Source organism: Novosphingobium sediminicola (assembly GCF_014196525.1).
Taxonomy (GTDB): domain Bacteria; phylum Pseudomonadota; class Alphaproteobacteria; order Sphingomonadales; family Sphingomonadaceae; genus Novosphingobium; species Novosphingobium sediminicola.
This window is the reverse complement of record NZ_JACIDX010000005.1, coordinates 44,344-61,771: the sequence shown is the minus strand read 5'-3', so window position 1 is coordinate 61,771 and position 17,428 is coordinate 44,344. Positions and strand designations below refer to the sequence as shown.

20 protein-coding genes are annotated in these 17,428 nt (G+C 65.4%); all 20 read left to right on the top strand.

What is annotated here, in order from left to right; all coding sequences use genetic code 11:
- The first annotated feature begins 13 nt into the window (after positions 1-13).
- The 20 genes from GGR38_RS07615 (at position 14) to GGR38_RS07520 (ending at position 17,417) form a co-directional block, all read left to right on the top strand.
- Positions 14-580 carry a HupE/UreJ family protein gene (locus GGR38_RS07615; RefSeq protein ID WP_183624217.1) on the top strand — a complete coding sequence of 189 codons (567 nt, stop codon included), beginning with the start codon at positions 14-16 and terminating at the stop codon, positions 578-580.
- Positions 581-595: 15 nt separating this feature from the next.
- Entirely contained in the window at positions 596-1,315 is a 720-nt protein-coding gene (gene cybH, locus GGR38_RS07610; RefSeq protein WP_183624215.1) for a Ni/Fe-hydrogenase, b-type cytochrome subunit, read from the top strand.
- A 238-nt stretch (positions 1,316-1,553) separates the two neighbouring features.
- Positions 1,554-2,258: a HyaD/HybD family hydrogenase maturation endopeptidase gene (locus GGR38_RS07605; RefSeq protein ID WP_183624207.1), complete on the top strand. Its 705-nt coding sequence runs from the start codon at positions 1,554-1,556 to the stop codon at positions 2,256-2,258.
- The gene (gene hypC / locus GGR38_RS07600; RefSeq protein ID WP_183624204.1) at positions 2,258-2,569 is read left to right on the top strand and encodes a HypC/HybG/HupF family hydrogenase formation chaperone; all 312 of its coding nucleotides are present in this window, start codon (positions 2,258-2,260) and stop codon (positions 2,567-2,569) included. The genes GGR38_RS07605 and hypC overlap by 1 nt, the downstream gene beginning before the upstream one ends.
- Complete coding sequence (locus GGR38_RS07595) at positions 2,566-3,027, top strand: thioredoxin domain-containing protein (RefSeq protein WP_183624202.1); 462 nt, start codon at positions 2,566-2,568, stop codon at positions 3,025-3,027. Before hypC ends, GGR38_RS07595 begins: the two co-directional genes overlap by 4 nt.
- Entirely contained in the window at positions 3,027-3,869 is an 843-nt protein-coding gene (locus tag GGR38_RS07590) for a hydrogenase expression/formation protein (RefSeq protein WP_246404328.1), read from the top strand. Before GGR38_RS07595 ends, GGR38_RS07590 begins: the two co-directional genes overlap by 1 nt.
- Positions 3,866-4,087, top strand: a complete 222-nt coding sequence (locus GGR38_RS07585) for a rubredoxin (protein WP_183624198.1) — start codon at positions 3,866-3,868, stop codon at positions 4,085-4,087. The genes GGR38_RS07590 and GGR38_RS07585 overlap by 4 nt, the downstream gene beginning before the upstream one ends.
- Positions 4,084-4,557: a [NiFe]-hydrogenase assembly chaperone HybE gene (hybE, locus tag GGR38_RS07580; protein ID WP_183624196.1), complete on the top strand. Its 474-nt coding sequence runs from the start codon at positions 4,084-4,086 to the stop codon at positions 4,555-4,557. Before GGR38_RS07585 ends, hybE begins: the two co-directional genes overlap by 4 nt.
- Entirely contained in the window at positions 4,554-5,270 is a 717-nt protein-coding gene (locus GGR38_RS07575; protein ID WP_183624194.1) for a Ni,Fe-hydrogenase I large subunit, read from the top strand. The genes hybE and GGR38_RS07575 overlap by 4 nt, the downstream gene beginning before the upstream one ends.
- Positions 5,270-5,611, top strand: a complete 342-nt coding sequence (hypA, locus tag GGR38_RS07570) for a hydrogenase maturation nickel metallochaperone HypA (protein WP_168602676.1) — start codon at positions 5,270-5,272, stop codon at positions 5,609-5,611. Before GGR38_RS07575 ends, hypA begins: the two co-directional genes overlap by 1 nt.
- Entirely contained in the window at positions 5,542-6,495 is a 954-nt protein-coding gene (hypB, locus tag GGR38_RS07565; protein WP_343059034.1) for a hydrogenase nickel incorporation protein HypB, read from the top strand. Before hypA ends, hypB begins: the two co-directional genes overlap by 70 nt.
- 4 nt (positions 6,496-6,499) lie before the next feature.
- Entirely contained in the window at positions 6,500-6,742 is a 243-nt protein-coding gene (locus tag GGR38_RS07560; RefSeq protein WP_183624190.1) for a HypC/HybG/HupF family hydrogenase formation chaperone, read from the top strand.
- Positions 6,739-7,866 (top strand): hydrogenase formation protein HypD, encoded by a 1,128-nt coding sequence (gene hypD, locus GGR38_RS07555; RefSeq protein ID WP_183624188.1) that lies wholly within the window; start codon positions 6,739-6,741, stop codon positions 7,864-7,866. Before GGR38_RS07560 ends, hypD begins: the two co-directional genes overlap by 4 nt.
- Complete coding sequence (gene hypE, locus GGR38_RS07550; RefSeq protein WP_183624186.1) at positions 7,863-8,900, top strand: hydrogenase expression/formation protein HypE; 1,038 nt, start codon at positions 7,863-7,865, stop codon at positions 8,898-8,900. Before hypD ends, hypE begins: the two co-directional genes overlap by 4 nt.
- 11 nt (positions 8,901-8,911) lie before the next feature.
- Positions 8,912-10,402: a sigma-54-dependent transcriptional regulator gene (locus GGR38_RS07545; protein ID WP_183624184.1), complete on the top strand. Its 1,491-nt coding sequence runs from the start codon at positions 8,912-8,914 to the stop codon at positions 10,400-10,402.
- Complete coding sequence (locus GGR38_RS07540; RefSeq protein ID WP_246404326.1) at positions 10,399-11,454, top strand: sensor histidine kinase; 1,056 nt, start codon at positions 10,399-10,401, stop codon at positions 11,452-11,454. Before GGR38_RS07545 ends, GGR38_RS07540 begins: the two co-directional genes overlap by 4 nt.
- Positions 11,451-12,479, top strand: a complete 1,029-nt coding sequence (locus tag GGR38_RS07535; protein ID WP_183624182.1) for an NADH-quinone oxidoreductase subunit B family protein — start codon at positions 11,451-11,453, stop codon at positions 12,477-12,479. Before GGR38_RS07540 ends, GGR38_RS07535 begins: the two co-directional genes overlap by 4 nt.
- Complete coding sequence (locus tag GGR38_RS07530) at positions 12,476-13,945, top strand: nickel-dependent hydrogenase large subunit (RefSeq protein WP_183624180.1); 1,470 nt, start codon at positions 12,476-12,478, stop codon at positions 13,943-13,945. The genes GGR38_RS07535 and GGR38_RS07530 overlap by 4 nt, the downstream gene beginning before the upstream one ends.
- On the top strand, positions 13,945-16,185 hold the full coding sequence (gene hypF, locus GGR38_RS07525; protein ID WP_183624178.1) for a carbamoyltransferase HypF: 2,241 nt from the start codon (positions 13,945-13,947) through the stop codon (positions 16,183-16,185). Before GGR38_RS07530 ends, hypF begins: the two co-directional genes overlap by 1 nt.
- On the top strand, positions 16,182-17,417 hold the full coding sequence (locus GGR38_RS07520) for a DUF3422 domain-containing protein (protein WP_183624176.1): 1,236 nt from the start codon (positions 16,182-16,184) through the stop codon (positions 17,415-17,417). The genes hypF and GGR38_RS07520 overlap by 4 nt, the downstream gene beginning before the upstream one ends.
- Positions 17,418-17,428 lie beyond the last annotated feature (11 nt).

Below are 17,428 nucleotides of genomic sequence, written 5' to 3'. Positions count from 1 at the left end.
GAGGAGAGGTTTGATGAAAGCGATTGGTAAAACTGTTCTGGCCGCCTCTGTTCTTGCGGCGAGCGCCATGCCCGCGATGGCGCATCCGGGCCATGACGGCTCGATGATGGCGGGGCTGGCGCATCCGTTTTCGGGCGTGGACCATCTGGCTGCGATGGTGGCGGTGGGCCTGTGGGCGGCAACGCGGCCTGCGCGGCAGGCGGTGATCGCGCCGCTGGCCTTTATGGGCGCGCTGGCGATGGGCGCTGTGGCCGGGCTGATGACGGGCGCGCTGCCTATGATCGAGCCGATGGTGGCCGGATCGGTGCTGGTGCTGGGCGCGCTGCTGGTGCTGGCCACGCGGCTGTCCTCAGGCCTCGCGCTGGGGCTGATCGTGGCGACGGGCGCGGTGCATGGACTGGCCCATGGCGCGGAGGCCAGCGGCAATCTGGCGGCCTATTTCGGCGGCTTTCTTGTGTCCTCGGCGCTGCTGCATGGCGCGGGATGGCAAATGGGCCGGATGATCTTCTCACGGTCGCAGGGGCGGCTGGCGGCGGGCCTCGCGCTTGGCGCCACCGGCCTTGCGCTGCTCGCCGCATAAAGGGGGGAGAGCGCCATGGCCAGCACACCCATCGACCCGCCATTAGCCGTTGAACCAGCGGTCTACGTCTATGAAGCGCCGGTGCGCATCTGGCACTGGATCAATGCGCTTGCCGTCACGGTGCTGTTCGTCACCGGCTATCTGATCGGTTCGCCGCCCTTTGCGCTGATGGGCGAGGCGTCGAGCCATTATTTCTTCGGCTGGGTCCGCTTTTTGCATTTCAGCGCGGGCCAGATCATGGCGGTTGGCTTTGTCCTGCGCTTCTACTGGAGCTTTGTCGGCAACCATCATGCGCGCGAGATCTTCCGGCCGCCTTTCTGGCACATCGGCTTTTGGAAGGGCGTGCTGCATGAAATGCGCTGGTATGCGATGATCGAGGAGCATCCGCGCAAATATATCGGCCATAATCCGCTGGCGATGATCTCGATGCATGTCCTGTTCGTGTGGGTGGGCCTGTTTATGATCGTCACCGGCCTTGCCCTCTATGGCGAGGGTGAGGGGCCGGGCTGGATCCACACGGTGTTTACCGGGCCGGTGCTGTGGATCTTTGGCGGCAATTCGCAGACCGTGCATACGTGGCACCATCTGGTGATGTGGGCGATGGTGACCTTTGTCATCGTCCATATCTATGCCGCCGTGCGCGAGGATATCATGTCGCGCCAGTCGATCATTTCCTCGATGATTTCGGGCTGGCGCAATTTCCGCGATGCCAAGCCGATTGACCGCGACACCTGATCGGATTGGCCATGCGCGAAGGAAAGGGGAGTGGGAAACCGCTCCCCTTTTTGCATGGAAAGAAAGTTTGCATACCACCTTTTCACAGTGGAAAGTTTATTTGCATTTGACGCTTGCGCCCCGCAGCCTTCCCTAACCCATTTGGCCCACATCTTCACGCTTTGGCAGGAACTGGCACAGCGCTTGCAATCCCTCTTTCCATAACGAAACCATTCCATGCGATGGTGGGGAGCAATCAATGAACGGGCAAAAGCTCAACACACTCATTCTGGGCATCGGCAATCTGTTGTGGGCCGATGAAGGCTTTGGCGTGCGCGCGGTCGAGCATCTCCATCGCCACTGGTCCTTTCCCGATCATGTGCGGCTGATGGATGGCGGTACGCAGGGCATCTATCTGGTGCAGGACATCCGCGAGGCCGATCTGTTGGTGGTGTTCGACGCGGTCGATTACGGATTGCCGCCCGCCACGATGAAAGTGGTCGAGGGCGAGGAAGTGCCCAGCTTCCTTGGCGCGAAAAAGATCTCGCTGCACCAGACCGGCTTTCAGGAAGTCCTGGCCATGGCCGAGATGATGGGCGAGCCGCCCGCCGAAATCCTGCTGGTGGGGGTGCAGCCTGAGGAACTGGAGGATTTCGGCGGTTCGCTGCGCGACAGCGTCAAGGCGCAGATGGAGCCGGCGATCGAGGTGGCCCTGAAATGGCTGGCCGTGCGCGGGGTCCATGCCACGCGCCGCCCGGTGCCGCTTTCGCCCGAACAGGGCATCGGCAGCCTCGAAATGCTGATGGAGCATTATGAGGCCGCCCGCCCCGATGCGCAGGAAGCCCCCCGCCACGGCGATGCGCGTGTGCTGGCCGATGGCTGGGCCGGGCCTGCGGGGCCGGATGACCATGAGGCGGAAATCCAGTCGATCCTTGGCGGACCCAACATCAAGGTGGCGCTGTAATGTGCGTCGGCCTGCCCATGCGCGTGGTGGAATGCGGTGCGGGCTTTGCGTTGTGCCACCATGATGGCGCGATGCATTCCATCGACACTGCCTTGGTGGGCGATTGCGTGCCGGGCGAATGGCTGATGACCTTCCTTGGCGCCGCGCGCGAAAAGATGGACGAGGAAACCGCGCTACAGACGCTGGCCGCCACCGATGCGCTGGCGGCGCTGCTGCGCGGCGAGGCGGTCGATCTGGACGCCGCCTTTGCCGATCTGATTGCGCGCGAACCGCAATTGCCAGACCACCTTTTGTCGGAGAACAGCCTGTGAGCGACCTTTCCCCCGAACTTGACCGCTCGGCCCATTCGCCGCTGCTTGCCTCGATCATTGCCCGCCATGATTACGCCGTGGTGGGTGAAGAGGATTTTGATACCATCGCCGCATCCCATCCGCTCTCCATGCTGCTGGTGGCGGGGGACTGGTGGCGGCTGGCCGAATGCGATGATCTGGCTGTGGTGGTGCCTGAACTGGACAAGGCGCTGGGCGGGCATGTCGGCGTTTTGGTGGCCGCGCGCGATGCCGAGCGCGCGATGCAGCGCCGCTTTCGCTTTGCCTCTTTTCCGGCGCTGATCTTCCTGCGCGAAGGGCAATATCTGGGCGCGATGGAGGGCATCCGCGACTGGTCGGAATATATGAACGAACTGCCCGACATGCTGGGCCGCGAACCGTCCGACCCGCCGCCCTTCCGCATGCCCTCGGGCTGCGCCACGCCCAACGGAGACGCATGATGACCTCGGAAATCGAAACCCTGCTCAGCGCTCTGGTCGGCCCCGGCAGCCAGCCTGATGGGCCGGATGACGCCAAGCTGGACTATATGATTATGCCCGAGGAAATGCGGGTGTTCTCAATGGCCAGCATTCCCGCCGATGCCGCCGATCATGGCGCGGGCGTGGCGGCGGGCGAGGCGATCCTTGCCGCCCTCAACCGCGTGGCGGCGGGCGGGCCGGAGGAAAGCGTCGATCTGGCCCATCTGGCCCCGGCTGACCTGGCTTTCGTGGATCAATTGCTGGGCGAGGGCGAGGTTTCGGTCGTGCTGGGCGAAAGCCATCAGGCGCAGGAATCGGTGCTGGCGGGCGTGTGGCGCGTGCGGCAAACGGGCGAGCGCCGCGGCGACCGGGTGGATATTGGCGCCTTTCCGGCAGGCTTTATCGCTGCCGCCTTTGGCCGCGCGCAGGGCGAGGTGACGATCCCGGAAAAAACCTTCGACGGCCTGTTCAACGCCCCCGCGCTGATCGCCGAAATTAACGCCCATATCCCCGGCACGGCCACGCGCGCCGATCCGCATGTCATCAACCTCTCGCTGCTGCCCCATACCGAGGGCGACTTGCTGTTTCTGGAAGAAGCGCTGGGCAAGGGCGATCTCATCATTCTGTCGCGAGGCTATGGCAATTGCCGCATCCGCAGCACGGGTACGCGGCATAATTGGTGGGTGCGCTATTTCAATTCGCAGGACACGCTGATTCTCAACACGATCGAGATCAGCCCCTTGCCCGCCGTGGCGCAGGCCGCCCCCGAGGATATTGCCGACAGCGCCGAACGGCTGGCCGAAATCATGGACACCTATCGGTGAGCGAGTCCCACTTCTTCGACGGTTCCTTTGGCGGGGATGTGGCCAAGATCGGCCCGCAGACCAAGCTGGAATGTAAGATCTGCTGGCATATCTATGATCCCGCCGACGGCTGCACATACTGGCAAGTCGCGCCCGGAACGCCCTTTGCCGATCTGCCCGACCATTGGACATGCCCGCAATGCGACGCGCCCAAGGCGGGCTTTATGGTGGTGGAATGAGTGATCAGGCCGAACCATGGGCCTCGCAGGTTGAGGCGGTCTTCGCCGATATTGCGCAGACCCGCATGGTGGGCGTGCCGGTGATGAACGATGCGCTGGGCGTGACGATGTGCGGGGCATGCGAGCGGGATGGCTGGCGCTTGGGCGTGCTGATCACGCCGTGGTTTATGAATGTTTTGGCTTTTGGCCCGGATGATGAGGCCCCCGCCCGCGTGGGTGAGAAGCGCCACATCGCCCTGCCATCGGGCGCCTATGAGGCGATCCGGGGGCATGAGGAGGCTTTGGGCTTCTATTGGGCGATCTCGCTGTTTTCGCCCATGTTTGAATTTGAAACCATGGAGGTGGCCATCGCCACGGCAGACGCCGCCATGGCCGAAATCATGACCACGCCGCCAGCGCCGGCCCCAGAACCCAAACCCGCCCTCAGCCGTCGCGCCCTGTTCCGCCTGAACCGCGAGTATGCGGCGTGACCGGCCCGGCCATCCGCATCGCCATGACGCCTGCCGGGGCTCGGATCGCCCATTGCGCGATCCCCAATGCGCAAGGCCTGCTGATCGGCCTGCCCGCGATCAAGGTAGGGCAGGCTCTGCGCCGCCTGCACGGCATCTGCCGCGAGGCGCAGGGCCTGGCGGGCGAGATGGCCGTGGCGGCGGCGATGGGGAAAGCGATTGCCCCTGACGATCTGAACCAGCGCATCGAGCGCGTCCAAGCTGAGGCGCGGCGCGAGACGGGCCTGCGCCTGTGTCTCGATTGGCCCGCGCTGATTGGCGAGGCGCCTCAGACCGAACTGGCGCGCGAGATTATCGCGGGCGATTGGCGCGGTGTGGAGGCATCTGGACTGGCCGCAAGAGTGCTGGCCCATGCGCCCGAAGCGCTGCGCCCGATCTTTGCCGCGCGTTTGAACGGCGCGCCAGTCGCGCCCGATATGCATTCCCCTGAACCCGGCATGGGCGTGGCGGAATTGACCTGTGCAAGGGGGCGGCTGATCCATCGCGTGTGGCTTCACAAGGGGCGGGTGCGGGCATACACCATCGACGCGCCCACCGCGCGCCGGTTCGGCACGGATGGCGACGCGGCCGCGCTTTTGGCGCAATGCCATAGGGCACAGGAAGCGGCATGGGCGATGCAGGCCGTCGATCCTTGTGTGGATTGGGCGGTAGATATGGCGATGGAGACGGCCTGATGCATGAAATGGCGATTTGCGAATCCATCCGCCAGATTTTGGAGGAACAGGCCCGATCCGCAGGCTTTACCCGCGTCGAACGGGTCAAGCTGGCCATTGGCGCGCTGTCGGGCGTCGAGCCGGAGGCGCTGCGTTTCGGTTTCGATGTGGTGATGCGCGGCGGCGTGGCCGAAGGCGCAAGGCTGGAGATCGAGGACGTGGCGGCCCGCGCGTGGTGTATGCCTTGCGCGGCCAATGTGGCGATTTCGGCGCGCTATGATGCTTGCCCGCAATGCGGGTCCTATCAATTGCAGGTGACGGGTGGCGAGGACATGACCATTCGCGAATTGGAGGTTTTGTAATGTGCACGGTTTGCGGATGCGGCGAAGGCGGGGCCAAGCTGGAAGGCGGGCATCATCATCACGGGCACGACCATGAGCATGGGCATGACCACCATCATCATGATCATGACCATCACCACCATGACCACGATCATCACCATCATGGCGATGATCTGCACTATGGCCACGGCCCCGCTGGCGTTTCCGTTCCGGGCATGAGCCAAACCCGCCTGATCCAGCTTGAGGCCGACATCATGGGCAAGAACGCCCGCTATGCCGCCGCCAACCGGGATCGCTTTACGGCGGCTGGCATTCTGGCGCTCAATCTTGTGTCCTCGCCCGGATCGGGCAAGACCACCTTGCTGTGCCGCACGCTGAGCGAGATCGCGGACGAATTTCCCGTGGCGGTGATCGAGGGCGACCAGCAGACCAGCGCCGACGCCGACCGTATCCGCGCGACCGGGGCGCCTGCGATCCAGATCAACACCGGCAAGGGATGCCACCTCGACGGCCACATGGTTGGCCATGCGGTGGATCACCTTGCGCCCGCCGATGGCAGCGTGCTCTTCATCGAGAATGTCGGCAATCTGGTCTGCCCCGCTGCCTTTGACCTTGGCGAGGGCGCACGGGTGGCGATCCTGTCCGTCACCGAGGGCGAGGACAAGCCGCTCAAATATCCCGATATGTTTGCCAGCGCCGATCTGGTGCTGGTCAATAAGGTCGATCTTTTGCCGCATCTGGATTTCGACATCGAGGCGGCGATGGCCAACGCCCGCCGGGTCAATCCCCGCGTCCGCCTGATCCGCGTTTCCGCGCGCAGCGGCGAGGGGATGGGCCAATGGCTCGACTGGCTGCGCGCCGCTCGCGCTATGGCTCTGGCCTCGCGCCCCGTGGTGGAGGGCTAAGCCCATGTGCCTTGCGATCCCAGCGCAGGTGGTGGAACTCTTGCCCGATGGCATGGCCACTGTGTCGGCTGGCGGCATCACGCGCTCGGTCTCGGTGGCGCTGGTCGATGATGTGGCGCTGGGCGATTATGTCCTGCTCCACGTTGGCTATGCGCTGCACAAGATCAGCGCGGAGGAGGCCGAGGCCACGCTGAAAATGATGGCCGAGGCGGGGTTGATCGAGGAAGAACTGGGGGGCGAGCCATGAAATATGTCTCCGAATTTCGCGATCCGGCGCTGGCGCAGAGCCTTGCCACAGCGATTGCGCGTGAGGCCGATCCGGCGCGCTCCTATGCCTTCATGGAATTTTGCGGCGGGCATACCCATGCGATCTTTCGCTATGGGGTGCAGGATCTGGTGCCGTCCAATGTGCGCTTTGTGCATGGGCCGGGCTGCCCGGTCTGCGTGCTGCCGATGCGGCGATTGGACGATGCGCTCGAATTGGCCGAGCGGCATGGCGTGATCCTGGCCACCTATGGCGACATGATGCGCGTGCCGGGCAGCGGGCGGCGATCCATGCTGACGGCTAGGAGCGCCGGGGCCGATATTCGCATGGTCTATTCGCCGCTGGATGCGCTGGCGCTGGCGCGGGACAATCCGGATCGGCAGGTGGTGTTTATGGGCATCGGTTTTGAAACCACCACGCCCGCCACCGGCATGGCGATCCTGACCGCGCGGGCGCAGGGCCTCGCCAATTTCAGCGTGTTTTGCAACCATGTGCTGACCCCGCCCGCGATGGCGCATGTGCTGGCCGCGCCGGGCGTGGCGCTCGACGGGTTTCTGGGGCCCAGCCATGTTTCGACGGTGATCGGGGCGGGGGCCTATCGCCCCTTGGTGGCGCATTACGGGCGGCCTTTGGTGATCGCCGGGTTTGAACCGCTCGATGTGCTGCAATCGGTGCTGATGCTGATCCGTCAGGTGAATGAGGGCCGCCAAGAGGTCGAGAACCAATATTCCCGCGTCGTGACCGAGGCGGGCAACACCAAGGCGCAAGGCGTGATCGAGGAGGTCTTTGCCCTGCGCGAGACATTCGAGTGGCGCGGTTTGGGCAGCGTGCCCGACAGCGCCCGCGCGATCCGCCCCGAACTGGCCGATTTCGACGCCGAGGCGCGTTTCGCCATCAGCGAGAAGCAGAGCCGCGAGGTGAAAAGCTGCGAATGCCCGGCCATCCTGCGCGGGGTGAAGCAGCCCAAGGACTGCAAATTGTTCGGCAAGGCATGTACGCCCGAAACGCCGATGGGGGCCTGTATGGTGTCTTCCGAAGGCTCCTGCGCGGCCTATTACACCTATCGCCGCGTCGAAACGATGGCAGAGATGGAGGCGGCGGAATGAGCGGCATCCTGCGCCCCGGCGCGGCGGTCGAAATGGCCCATGGCGGGGGCGGCATGGCCACCACGCGCCTGATCCGCGAGATCTTTGCTCGCCATTTCGCCAATCCCATCCTCGATCAGGGCCATGACGCGGCCCGGCTGAACCTGCCCCATGGCCGCATCGTGATGAGCACGGACGCCCATGTCATCAGCCCGCTGGAATTTCCCGGCGGCGATATTGGCTCGCTGGCCGTGCATGGCACGATCAATGATGTGGCCATGGGGGGCGCGGTGCCGGTGGCGCTGTCGGCGGCGTTCATCATCGAGGAGGGATTGCCGCTCGAAACGCTGGACCACATTGCCGCCAGCATGGGCGCGGCGGCGCGCAAGGCGAGCGTTCCCATCGCTACGGGCGACACCAAGGTGGTTGAGCGCGGGGCGGCCGATGGGTTGTTTATCACCACGACCGGCATCGGCCTGATCCCCGAAGGGATCGAGATCGCGCCCGAACGCATCGCGCCGGGCATGGCGATCCTGCTGTCGGGCACCTTGGGCGATCATGGCGTGGCGATCCTCAGCCAGCGGCAGGGGTTAGCCTTTGGCACGACGATTGAGAGCGACAGCGCGGCGCTGCACCGGATGGTGGGGGATATGCTGGCGGCGGCGCCCTCCATCGCCTGTCTGCGCGATCCCACGCGCGGGGGACTGTCGGCCACGCTCAATGAGTTGGCCGAGGCGGCGGGGGTGAGCATGACGTTGAAAGAGGCGGCGATCCCCGTGCGGCCGGAGGTGGCAGGGGCGTGTGAATTGCTGGGCCTCGACCCGATCCATATCGCCAATGAGGGCAAGCTGGTCTGCATCTGTCCGCCCGAACAGGCCGAGGCGGTGCTGAACATCATGCGCGCCCATCCCGAAGGGCGCGATGCGGCGCAGATCGGCGCGGTGGGCGCTCATGCCGCGCCCGGCACACCCGGATTGCTGCGCATGGAAACGCTGATTGGGGGCATGCGCGTGGTCGACTGGTTGGCGGGTGAGCAATTGCCCAGAATCTGCTAGAGGCTTGATCCATGACGCAATCCGGCCTGCCCACCATCCTTATCGTCGATGACGAGATTCGCAGCCTTGAATCCCTGCGCCGCATTTTGGAGGATGAGTTCGAGATCCTGACCGCCTCCTCCACGCGCGAGGCCGAGGAGATGCTGTCCCAGCATTGGGTGCAGGTGATCCTGTGCGATCAGCGTATGCCCGAGCGCAGCGGGGTGGAGTTCCTGACGCTGGTCAAGGAGCGCTGGCCCGATGTGATCCGCATGATTATCTCGGGCTATGCCGATGCGCATGACATTATCGACGGCATCAACCAGGCGGGCATCTTCCAATATGTGACCAAGCCCTGGCATCCCGACCACCTGTTGCTGACGCTGCAATCGGCCTGCCGCCTGTTTCAGCTTCAGCGCGAGAATGAATTGCTGGCGGTAGAACTGCGCATGGCCCCCAAGGCCGCCAGCGCCGTGGTGGACAAGCGCAAGGCGCAGGTGCGCCGCGCCTATGATTTCAACGACGGCATCGTGCGCAGCGCAGGCAGCCCGATGGATGATGTCTGCGGCGCTCTGGCGCAGGTGGCGCCGTTTGATGTGCCGGTGCTGCTGATCGGATCATCGGGCACGGGCAAGGAACTGGCGGCGCGGGCTTTGCACTATGGCTCGCTGCGCTGGAACAAGGCGTTTGTGGTGGAAAATTGCGGCGCGCTGCCCGACGAATTGCTGGAAAGCGAATTGTTTGGCCATAAAAAGGGCGCCTTCACTGGGGCCATCGACGATCATTCCGGCCTGTTCGAGCGCGCCGATGGCGGCACAGTGTTCCTTGACGAAATTGGCGAGATCAGCCCCGCCTTTCAGGTCAAATTGCTGCGCGTTTTGCAGGAGGGTGAGATCCGCCCGTTGGGCCATGGCCGCACGCGCAAGGTGGATGTGCGCATTATCGCGGCCACCAACCGCGATCTTGAACAGGAAATGCGCGAGGGCCGGTTCCGCGCCGATCTGTTCTATCGGTTGGCGGGCATGATCGTACGCCTGCCCGATCTGAAGGACCGTCCCGGCGATCTGCCCGTGCTGGTGCAGACCCTGCTGGACCGCGCGATGGGCAGCATGGGCAAGCGCGTTCAGGGCGTCTCGGACGAGGCGATGGCGCGCCTGTCGGCTTATGGTTGGCCCGGCAATGTGCGCGAGTTGCAGAATGAGATCCAGCGCATGTTGGTGCGCGGGGTGGAGGGGCGCTGGCTGGGGGTGGATGTGCTATCGCCCCATATCGCCGTGCCCGCCGCGCGCACGGTCATGGCGCAGGCTGAACCCATGCCCGATCTGGGCGACCTGACCGGCGATCTGAAAGAACGCGTCAGCGCGATGGAGGCCCGGATCATCCGCGAAACGCTGATCCGCCATCGCTGGAACAAATCGCAGGCAGCGCGCGAATTGGGCCTGTCGCGGGTCGGGTTGCGGGCTAAACTCGAACGCTATGGGCTGGAGAATGTCCATCCTTTGCGTGAAATGGCCGGGCGATGATGGCGCCGGGCGGATTTGACAGGTTCGGGGGCCGGTTCGATCCGTCCCATGTCGATTGTCCGCATGATCCGGTGCAGGAAGTTTCCGCGCTTGCGGACCTCGGCATGAATGGCGAGGATATGTGGATCGATGTCATCCGCAAGATGGATGATGTCTATGCCGATCTTGTCACCAGCCAGACCGCGCTGGAGGAGCGCAATGTCGCGCTGGAAAACGCTCTTGCCGAACTGGACACGGCGCATCGCAAATTGCGCCAGACCCAGCAGCAATTGCTGACCAGCGAGAAGATGGCCGCGCTGGGCCGTCTGGTGGCGGGCGTCGCGCATGAGTTGAACAATCCGATCAGCTTTGTGTTCGGCAATATGTATGCTCTGAAACGCTATGGCGGGGCGATCACGCAATATCTGGCCGCGATTGACGCCGGGCGGGGCGGGGCCGAACTGGCGGCTCTGCGCGAAAAGCTCAAGATCGACCGGGTGCTCTCCGACATCGGTCCGCTGGTCGATGGCACGCTGGAGGGGGCGGAGCGTGTGCGCGACATCGTGCAGGACCTGCGCCGCTTTTCCGCCAGCCAGCGCGAGCCGCTGGAAAGTTTCAACCTTGTCCGGCTGGTGCATACGGCGGCGGATTGGGTCTTGAAGGCCCTGCGCGATCCGCCTGAATTGCACTGCGCCCTGCCCGAAAGGCTGGAGATTTCCAGCCGCAAGGGACAGTTGCACCAAATCCTCGTCAATCTGGTCCAGAACGCCGCCGACGCGCTGCGCGACCGCGAGGATGGGGTGATCTATATTTCCGCCGCGCAGGATGGCGACACTATCGCCCTGTCGGTGGCCGACAACGGGCCGGGCGTGGCGCGCGATCATCAGGACAAGATCTTCGAACCCTTCTTCACCACCAAGCCGATTGGCGCGGGAACGGGGCTGGGCCTCTATGTTTCCTATACGATGGCGGGCAAATTGGGCGGATCGCTGGACTACGCCGATGCGCCCGGCGGCGGGGCGGTGTTCACCCTGCGCCTGCCGCTGACGGGGCCGGAAGGGGGCGAGGAATGACCTATCCCGCCGGAACCCCCACGCGCCCCCTGCGCCTGATCTGGCTGCAATCAGGGGGCTGCGGGGGCTGCACGCTCTCCTTGCTGGGCCAGCAGGAGCCTGATCTGGTCACCGCCCTGCGCGCCGCCCATGTCGAGGTCTTGTGGCACCCCTCGCTCTCCGAGGCGACCGGGGCGGAGGCGCGCGCCATATTGGATGCCGCCGCCGATGGGACACAGCCGGTCGATATTCTCTGCCTCGAAGGATCGGTGATCCATGGGCCCAATGGCACCGGCGGATTTCACCTGATGGCGGGCACCGGGCGGCCGATGCGCGACATGATCGGCGCGATTGCGCAACATGCGACCCATGTCATTGCGGTCGGCTCCTGCGCGGCCTTTGGCGGGATCACGGCGGGCGGCGGCAATGCGGTGGAGGCGGGCGGCCTTGCCTATGACGGCACGCGGGCGGGGGGCCTGCTGGGCGCGGGATTTCGCGCGCGGGGCGGGTTGTCGGTTATCAATATCGCCGGTTGCCCGATCCATCCGGGGTGGTTTGTTGACACGATCCTGCAACTGGCGGGCGGCACCCTGTCCGCCGCCGACCTCGACGAATGGGAGCGCCCGCTGGCCTATACATCGCAACTGGTCCACCACGGCTGCGCTCGCAACGAATATTATGAGTTCAAGGCCAGCGCCGAGGAACTGGGCGACCTTGGCTGCATGATGGAAAACCTTGGCTGCAAGGGCACGCAGGCGCGCGCCGATTGCAATACGCGGGCGTGGAACGGGTCGGGCTCATGCCTGACGGGGGGATACCCCTGCATCAACTGTACCGCGCCGGGCTTTGAAGAGCCGGGCCACAGTTTTTCGACCACGCCCAAAATCAGCGGCATCCCCATCGGATTGCCCACCGATATGCCCAAGGCATGGTTCGTCGCGCTGGCCAGCCTGTCCAAGGCCGCCACGCCGCGCCGGTTGAAGGAAAATGCCGCAAGGCCCACCCCCGCCATCCTGCCCCGCGACCGGCGCAAGGAGGGCGCATGAGCGAGAAGCCATCGCGCCTGATCCTCGGCCCGTTCAACCGGGTGGAGGGTGATCTTGAGGTACGGCTCGACATTGCGGGCGATCATGTCGAGGGCGCGCGTGTCACCTCGCCGCTCTATCGCGGGTTTGAGGCGATGCTGGTGGGGCGCCCTGCGGCGGACGCACTGACCTATGCGCCGCGCATCTGCGGCATCTGTTCGGTGTCGCAAAGCGTGGCGGCGGCGCGCGCGCTGGCCGGGGTGCGCCCCGCCGGGCTGGAGCGGCGCCTGCCCCCCGCCAATGGTCAGCATGCGATCAATCTGGTCCATGCGGTGGAAAATATCGCGGACCATATCACCCATTTCTATCTGTTCTTCATGCCCGATTTCGCCCGCGCCGCTTATGCGGGCGAGCCATGGCATCAGGCGGCGGCGGAGCGTTTCACGGCGCTGAAAGGCAGCGCGGCGACCCAGATGCTGCCCGCGCGGGCCGGGTTGATGAATATGATGGGCGTGCTGGCGGGAAAATGGCCCCATACGCTCTCCATCCAGCCGGGCGGATCGACGCGGGCTATCACGCGGGCTGAACAGGCGCGGTTGCGGCTGATGCTGTCGGGCTTTCGCGCCTTTTGCGAAAATACCCTGTTTGCCGCGCCTTTGGAGGCCGTGGCCGCGATTTCCAGCCGCGATGCGCTTTATGATTGGGCGCAGGGGCGCGGGGGCGATTTCGCCCATTTCCTGACCATTGCGCAAAGGCTCGATCTGGCGCGGTCCGGGGTGACGCGCCTGCGTCATATCGCCTTTGGCGCCTATGCCAGCGGGGATGGTCCGCTGTTTCCGCGCGGGATGTTCGATGCCGGGATTGGTGCGGCGGGGCCTTTGCCCATTGGCGCGATTGCCGAGGATGTGTCGCATGCATGGTATGCCGGTGATGGCGGCGCGCCGCGCCACGCCGCCCCCAAGCCCGACATGGGCAACCCCGACGCCTATAGCTGGTGCAAGGCCCCGCGCCTTGGCGGAAATGTGGCCGAGGTGGGGGCGCTCTCGCGGCAATTGGTGGCGGGCCATCCCTTGCTGCGCGATTATGTCGCGCGCGACGGGGCCAGCGTCGAGGCTCGCGTGGTGGCGCGGATCGTCGAGGTGGCGCTGGTGGTGATGGCGATGGAGCACTGGATCGCCGCCATCGACCCTTCGGCCCCTTTTCAGGACACGCGGTCCCGTCTGGACACAGGCGACGCCATGGGCCTGACCGAGGCGGCGCGGGGCAGCCTTGGCCACTGGTTGCGGCTGGATGGCGGGCGGATCAGCCATTACCAGATCATCGCGCCGACGACCTGGAACTTCTCCCCCCGCGATGCCCAAGGCATCCCCGGCCCGCTGGAGCAGGCGCTGGTCGGCGCGCCCATCCGTGCGGGCGAGACAGAGCCGGTATCGGTCCAGCATATCGTGCGCAGCTTCGATCCCTGCATGGTCTGCACGGTGCATTGATGTCGGCCAAAGGGCTTAGTATCCGCGTGCGCGGGACGGTGCAGGGTGTGGGTTTTCGCCCCTTCGTCTGGCGTCTGGCGCGCGAATTGGGCGTGACGGGCGAGGTGTCGAATGATGGGCAGGGCGTGCGCATCGCGGCATGGGGCGATGAGGCGGAGCTTGACGAACTGGCGCGGCGCATCCGGGATGAGGCGCCGCCCTTGGCCCGCGTGGTGGGAATCGAGGTGTGCGGGCTGGAGGGGCAAGGCTGGGGCGCGTTTCGGATTGTCGAGAGCGGGCAGGGCGCGACCACCACCGCCATCCCGCCCGACGCGGCAACCTGTCCGGGCTGTCTGGCCGAAATCCGCGATTCCGCAGAGCGGCGGCATGGCTATGCCTTCACCAATTGCACCCATTGCGGCCCGCGCCTGACCATTGCCCGCGCCATTCCGTGGGACCGGGCGCAGACCAGCATGGCGGATTTCCCGATGTGCGAGGCCTGCGCCGCGCAATATGGCGATCCGGCGGACCGGCGCTTTCATGCCCAGCCGATTGCCTGCGCCGCCTGTGGGCCGCACCTGTGGATCGAGGGGGCGGAGGGGGAGCCTATCGCTGCGGCAGTGCAATTGCTGCGCGCCGGGGCGATTGTGGCGGTCAAGGGGCTGGGCGGGTTTCATCTGGCCTGCGATGCGATGAATGCGCAGGCGGTGGCCGAATTGCGCCGCCGCAAGGCGCGCGATGCCAAGCCCTTTGCCGTGATGACCGCGCGGCCAGAGGACCTGTGCGAGGTTGGCGCCCCGGCGCGGGCCCTGCTGGAAAGCGCGGCGGCGCCGATTGTGCTGTTGCCTCGCCGGGGGGCGGTCCCTGATGCTCTGGCCCCGGATCAGGATCATCTGGGGGTGATGCTGCCCGCCACGCCCTTGCATCATTTGCTGATGGCCGAATTTGGCGGGCCTTTGGTGATGACCTCGGGCAACCGCAGCGACGAGCCGCAGGTGATCGACAATGCGCAGGCTCGGGAGACTTTGGCCGGGATTGCCGACGCGTTTGTGATGCATGACCGCGCCATTGAGAACCGGCTGGATGACAGCGTGCTGGCCATGGACGAGGCAGGCGCGCCCATCCCCATCCGCCGCGCGCGCGGGTTTGCGCCCGCGCCCATTGCGCTGCCCTTCGATGACCTGCCGCCGGTGCTGGCCTGCGGGGGCGAGTTGAAGGCGACCTTCACCCTGATCCGGGGCGGCGAGGCGATGGTCGGCCCGCATATCGGCGATCTGGAGCAGGCAGCGGCGCTGGGGGATTATCGGGCGATGCTCGATCTCTATCGCCGCCTGTTCGATTTCACGCCAGAGATCGTCGCGGTAGATGCCCATGGCGGCTACCTCTCCACCCAGATGGGCGAGCGGATCGCGCAGGAGACGGGCGCGGCATTGGTCCGTGTGGCGCATCACCATGCCCATATGGCGGCTTGTATGGCCGATAACGGGGTGCAGGATGGACAGCATGTCGGCCTGTTGCTCGACGGGCTGGGGTTGGGGCCGGATGGGGCGCTGTGGGGCGGCGAGGCGCTACGCGGGGGCTATCGCGGGGTGGAGCGTGTGGGCGGTTTCGCTCCGGTGCCGTTGGTCGGCGGGGCCGCCGCGATGAAGGAGCCATGGCGCAATCTGCTGGCCCATTTGCGTGTCGCGTTCGGGGCGGATTGGCGCGCGGCGGCGGGGCCGGTCATCGCGCATCTGCCCGATGAGGCCCGGTTGCGCTTGGCCGAAAGCATGATCGACAGCGGCACGAATTGTCCGCCATGCTCATCGGCAGGTCGGTTGTTTGATGCGGCGGCGGCGGCGCTGGGGATCTATCCGGCGCGGATCAGTCATGAGGGGCAGGCTGCCATGGCGCTCGAAGCCTTGGCGAGGCCCTTTGACGAGGCGGCGTGGGATGTTGCGCCTGCTCTGGAGTGGAGCGGATTGTGGCGGGCGCTGCTGGGTGATTTGGACGCGGGCGTGGCGCCGGGGCGGATTGCGGCGCGGTTTCACGCCACACTGGCAAGGGCGTTGGCGCATCAGGCGGCTGCTGCGGGTGCGCCGGGCGGGCATGTCATCCTGTCGGGCGGGGTGATGCAGAACCGGGTGCTGCTGGCCGCCCTGCGCCGGGAAATTCGCGCGCGGGGCATGGTGCCGGTGGCCCACAAACAGGTGCCGGCCAATGATGGCGGCCTGTCGCTGGGGCAGGGGATAATCGCCGCATTAGGGGAGAGGGGTGAATGAGGCTCGACGAACATCCGCTTCGGCGGCAGGTGGTGGGCGAGATGCATCTGCGGCGCTGGCCCGCGATCCATGCGCCGACACAGATCCTTCAGGTGCTGCGCCTTGTCTCGCCCGAGGAGCGGGCAGGGCAAAGGGCGATGCTGGAAAACTGGCTCGGCCAATCGGACAATCCGCGCCATGCCGAGGGCGAGCTTGGCCCCGGCATTTCCTTTGTTTGGGAACAGCATAGCGAGGCCTGCGGCATCACGCTGTTCATGCACGAACCCCACGCTGATCCTGCCGATGCGCTGGCATGGATCGAGCGTTTTCCAGGCCAGACCATACGTGCCACCCGCATTCATGTCGTCGAAAACCAGGCGCAGGCGCGCGACCTTTTGCCGCAGATGGGCTTTGTCGGCTCGGATCTCGTTTCCTGTATGATCGGCGCGTCCGGCGTGCGGCTGTGGTCGGATTTCCGCATCGGGGCCGAGGGGCTGGGCATTGCGCTGGTTTCGGCCAATGGCGCGGCGCCTGCCGATCTGGCGCGATTGCTGCAAAGGTTTCAGGAGCTTGGCAATTACCGCAATCTGGCGCTGATGGGCCTGCCGGTGGCGCAGGCCTATTGGCCAAGGCTGGACGCGGCCGAGGCAACCTTGCGCGAACTGGCCGCCGATGTGGCCAATCCCGATACGACCGACGATGCGCTGCTCGAACGGGTTTCTGTACTCAGCCTCGATCTGATGTCGTTATCGACCGAGACGCATTACCGGATGAGCGCGACCTCCGCCTATGCGCAACTGGTTGAGGAGCGGTTGGCCGGGCTGGCCCCGCGCCCGATCCCCGGCCACCCCAGTCTTGAGGATTTCACCCAGCGCCGCCTGCTGCCCGCGATCCGCACCGCGCAGGCCTATTCGCGGCGGCTGGAGGATTTGACCGGGCGGGCGGCGCATTTCACATCGCTGCTGCGCACCCGCGTCGAAACGCGCATCGAGAACCAGAACGGGCGATTGCTGCGCTCGATGGAGCGCTCATCGAGCCTGCAATTGCGGCTGCAACAACTGGTCGAGGGTCTCTCGGTCGTCGCGCTCAGCTATTATGGCATCAGCCTGATCGGCTATATGCTCAAAGCCGCCGAGCATCGTTTCGAACATTTCCCGGCGGCCGAGATCATGGGCGTGATGGTGCCCATGGTGGTGGTGGGCATGTGGATGGGGCTGCACCGCATGAAGGCGCGGGTTCTGGGCGAACACTAGGCCCCATACGC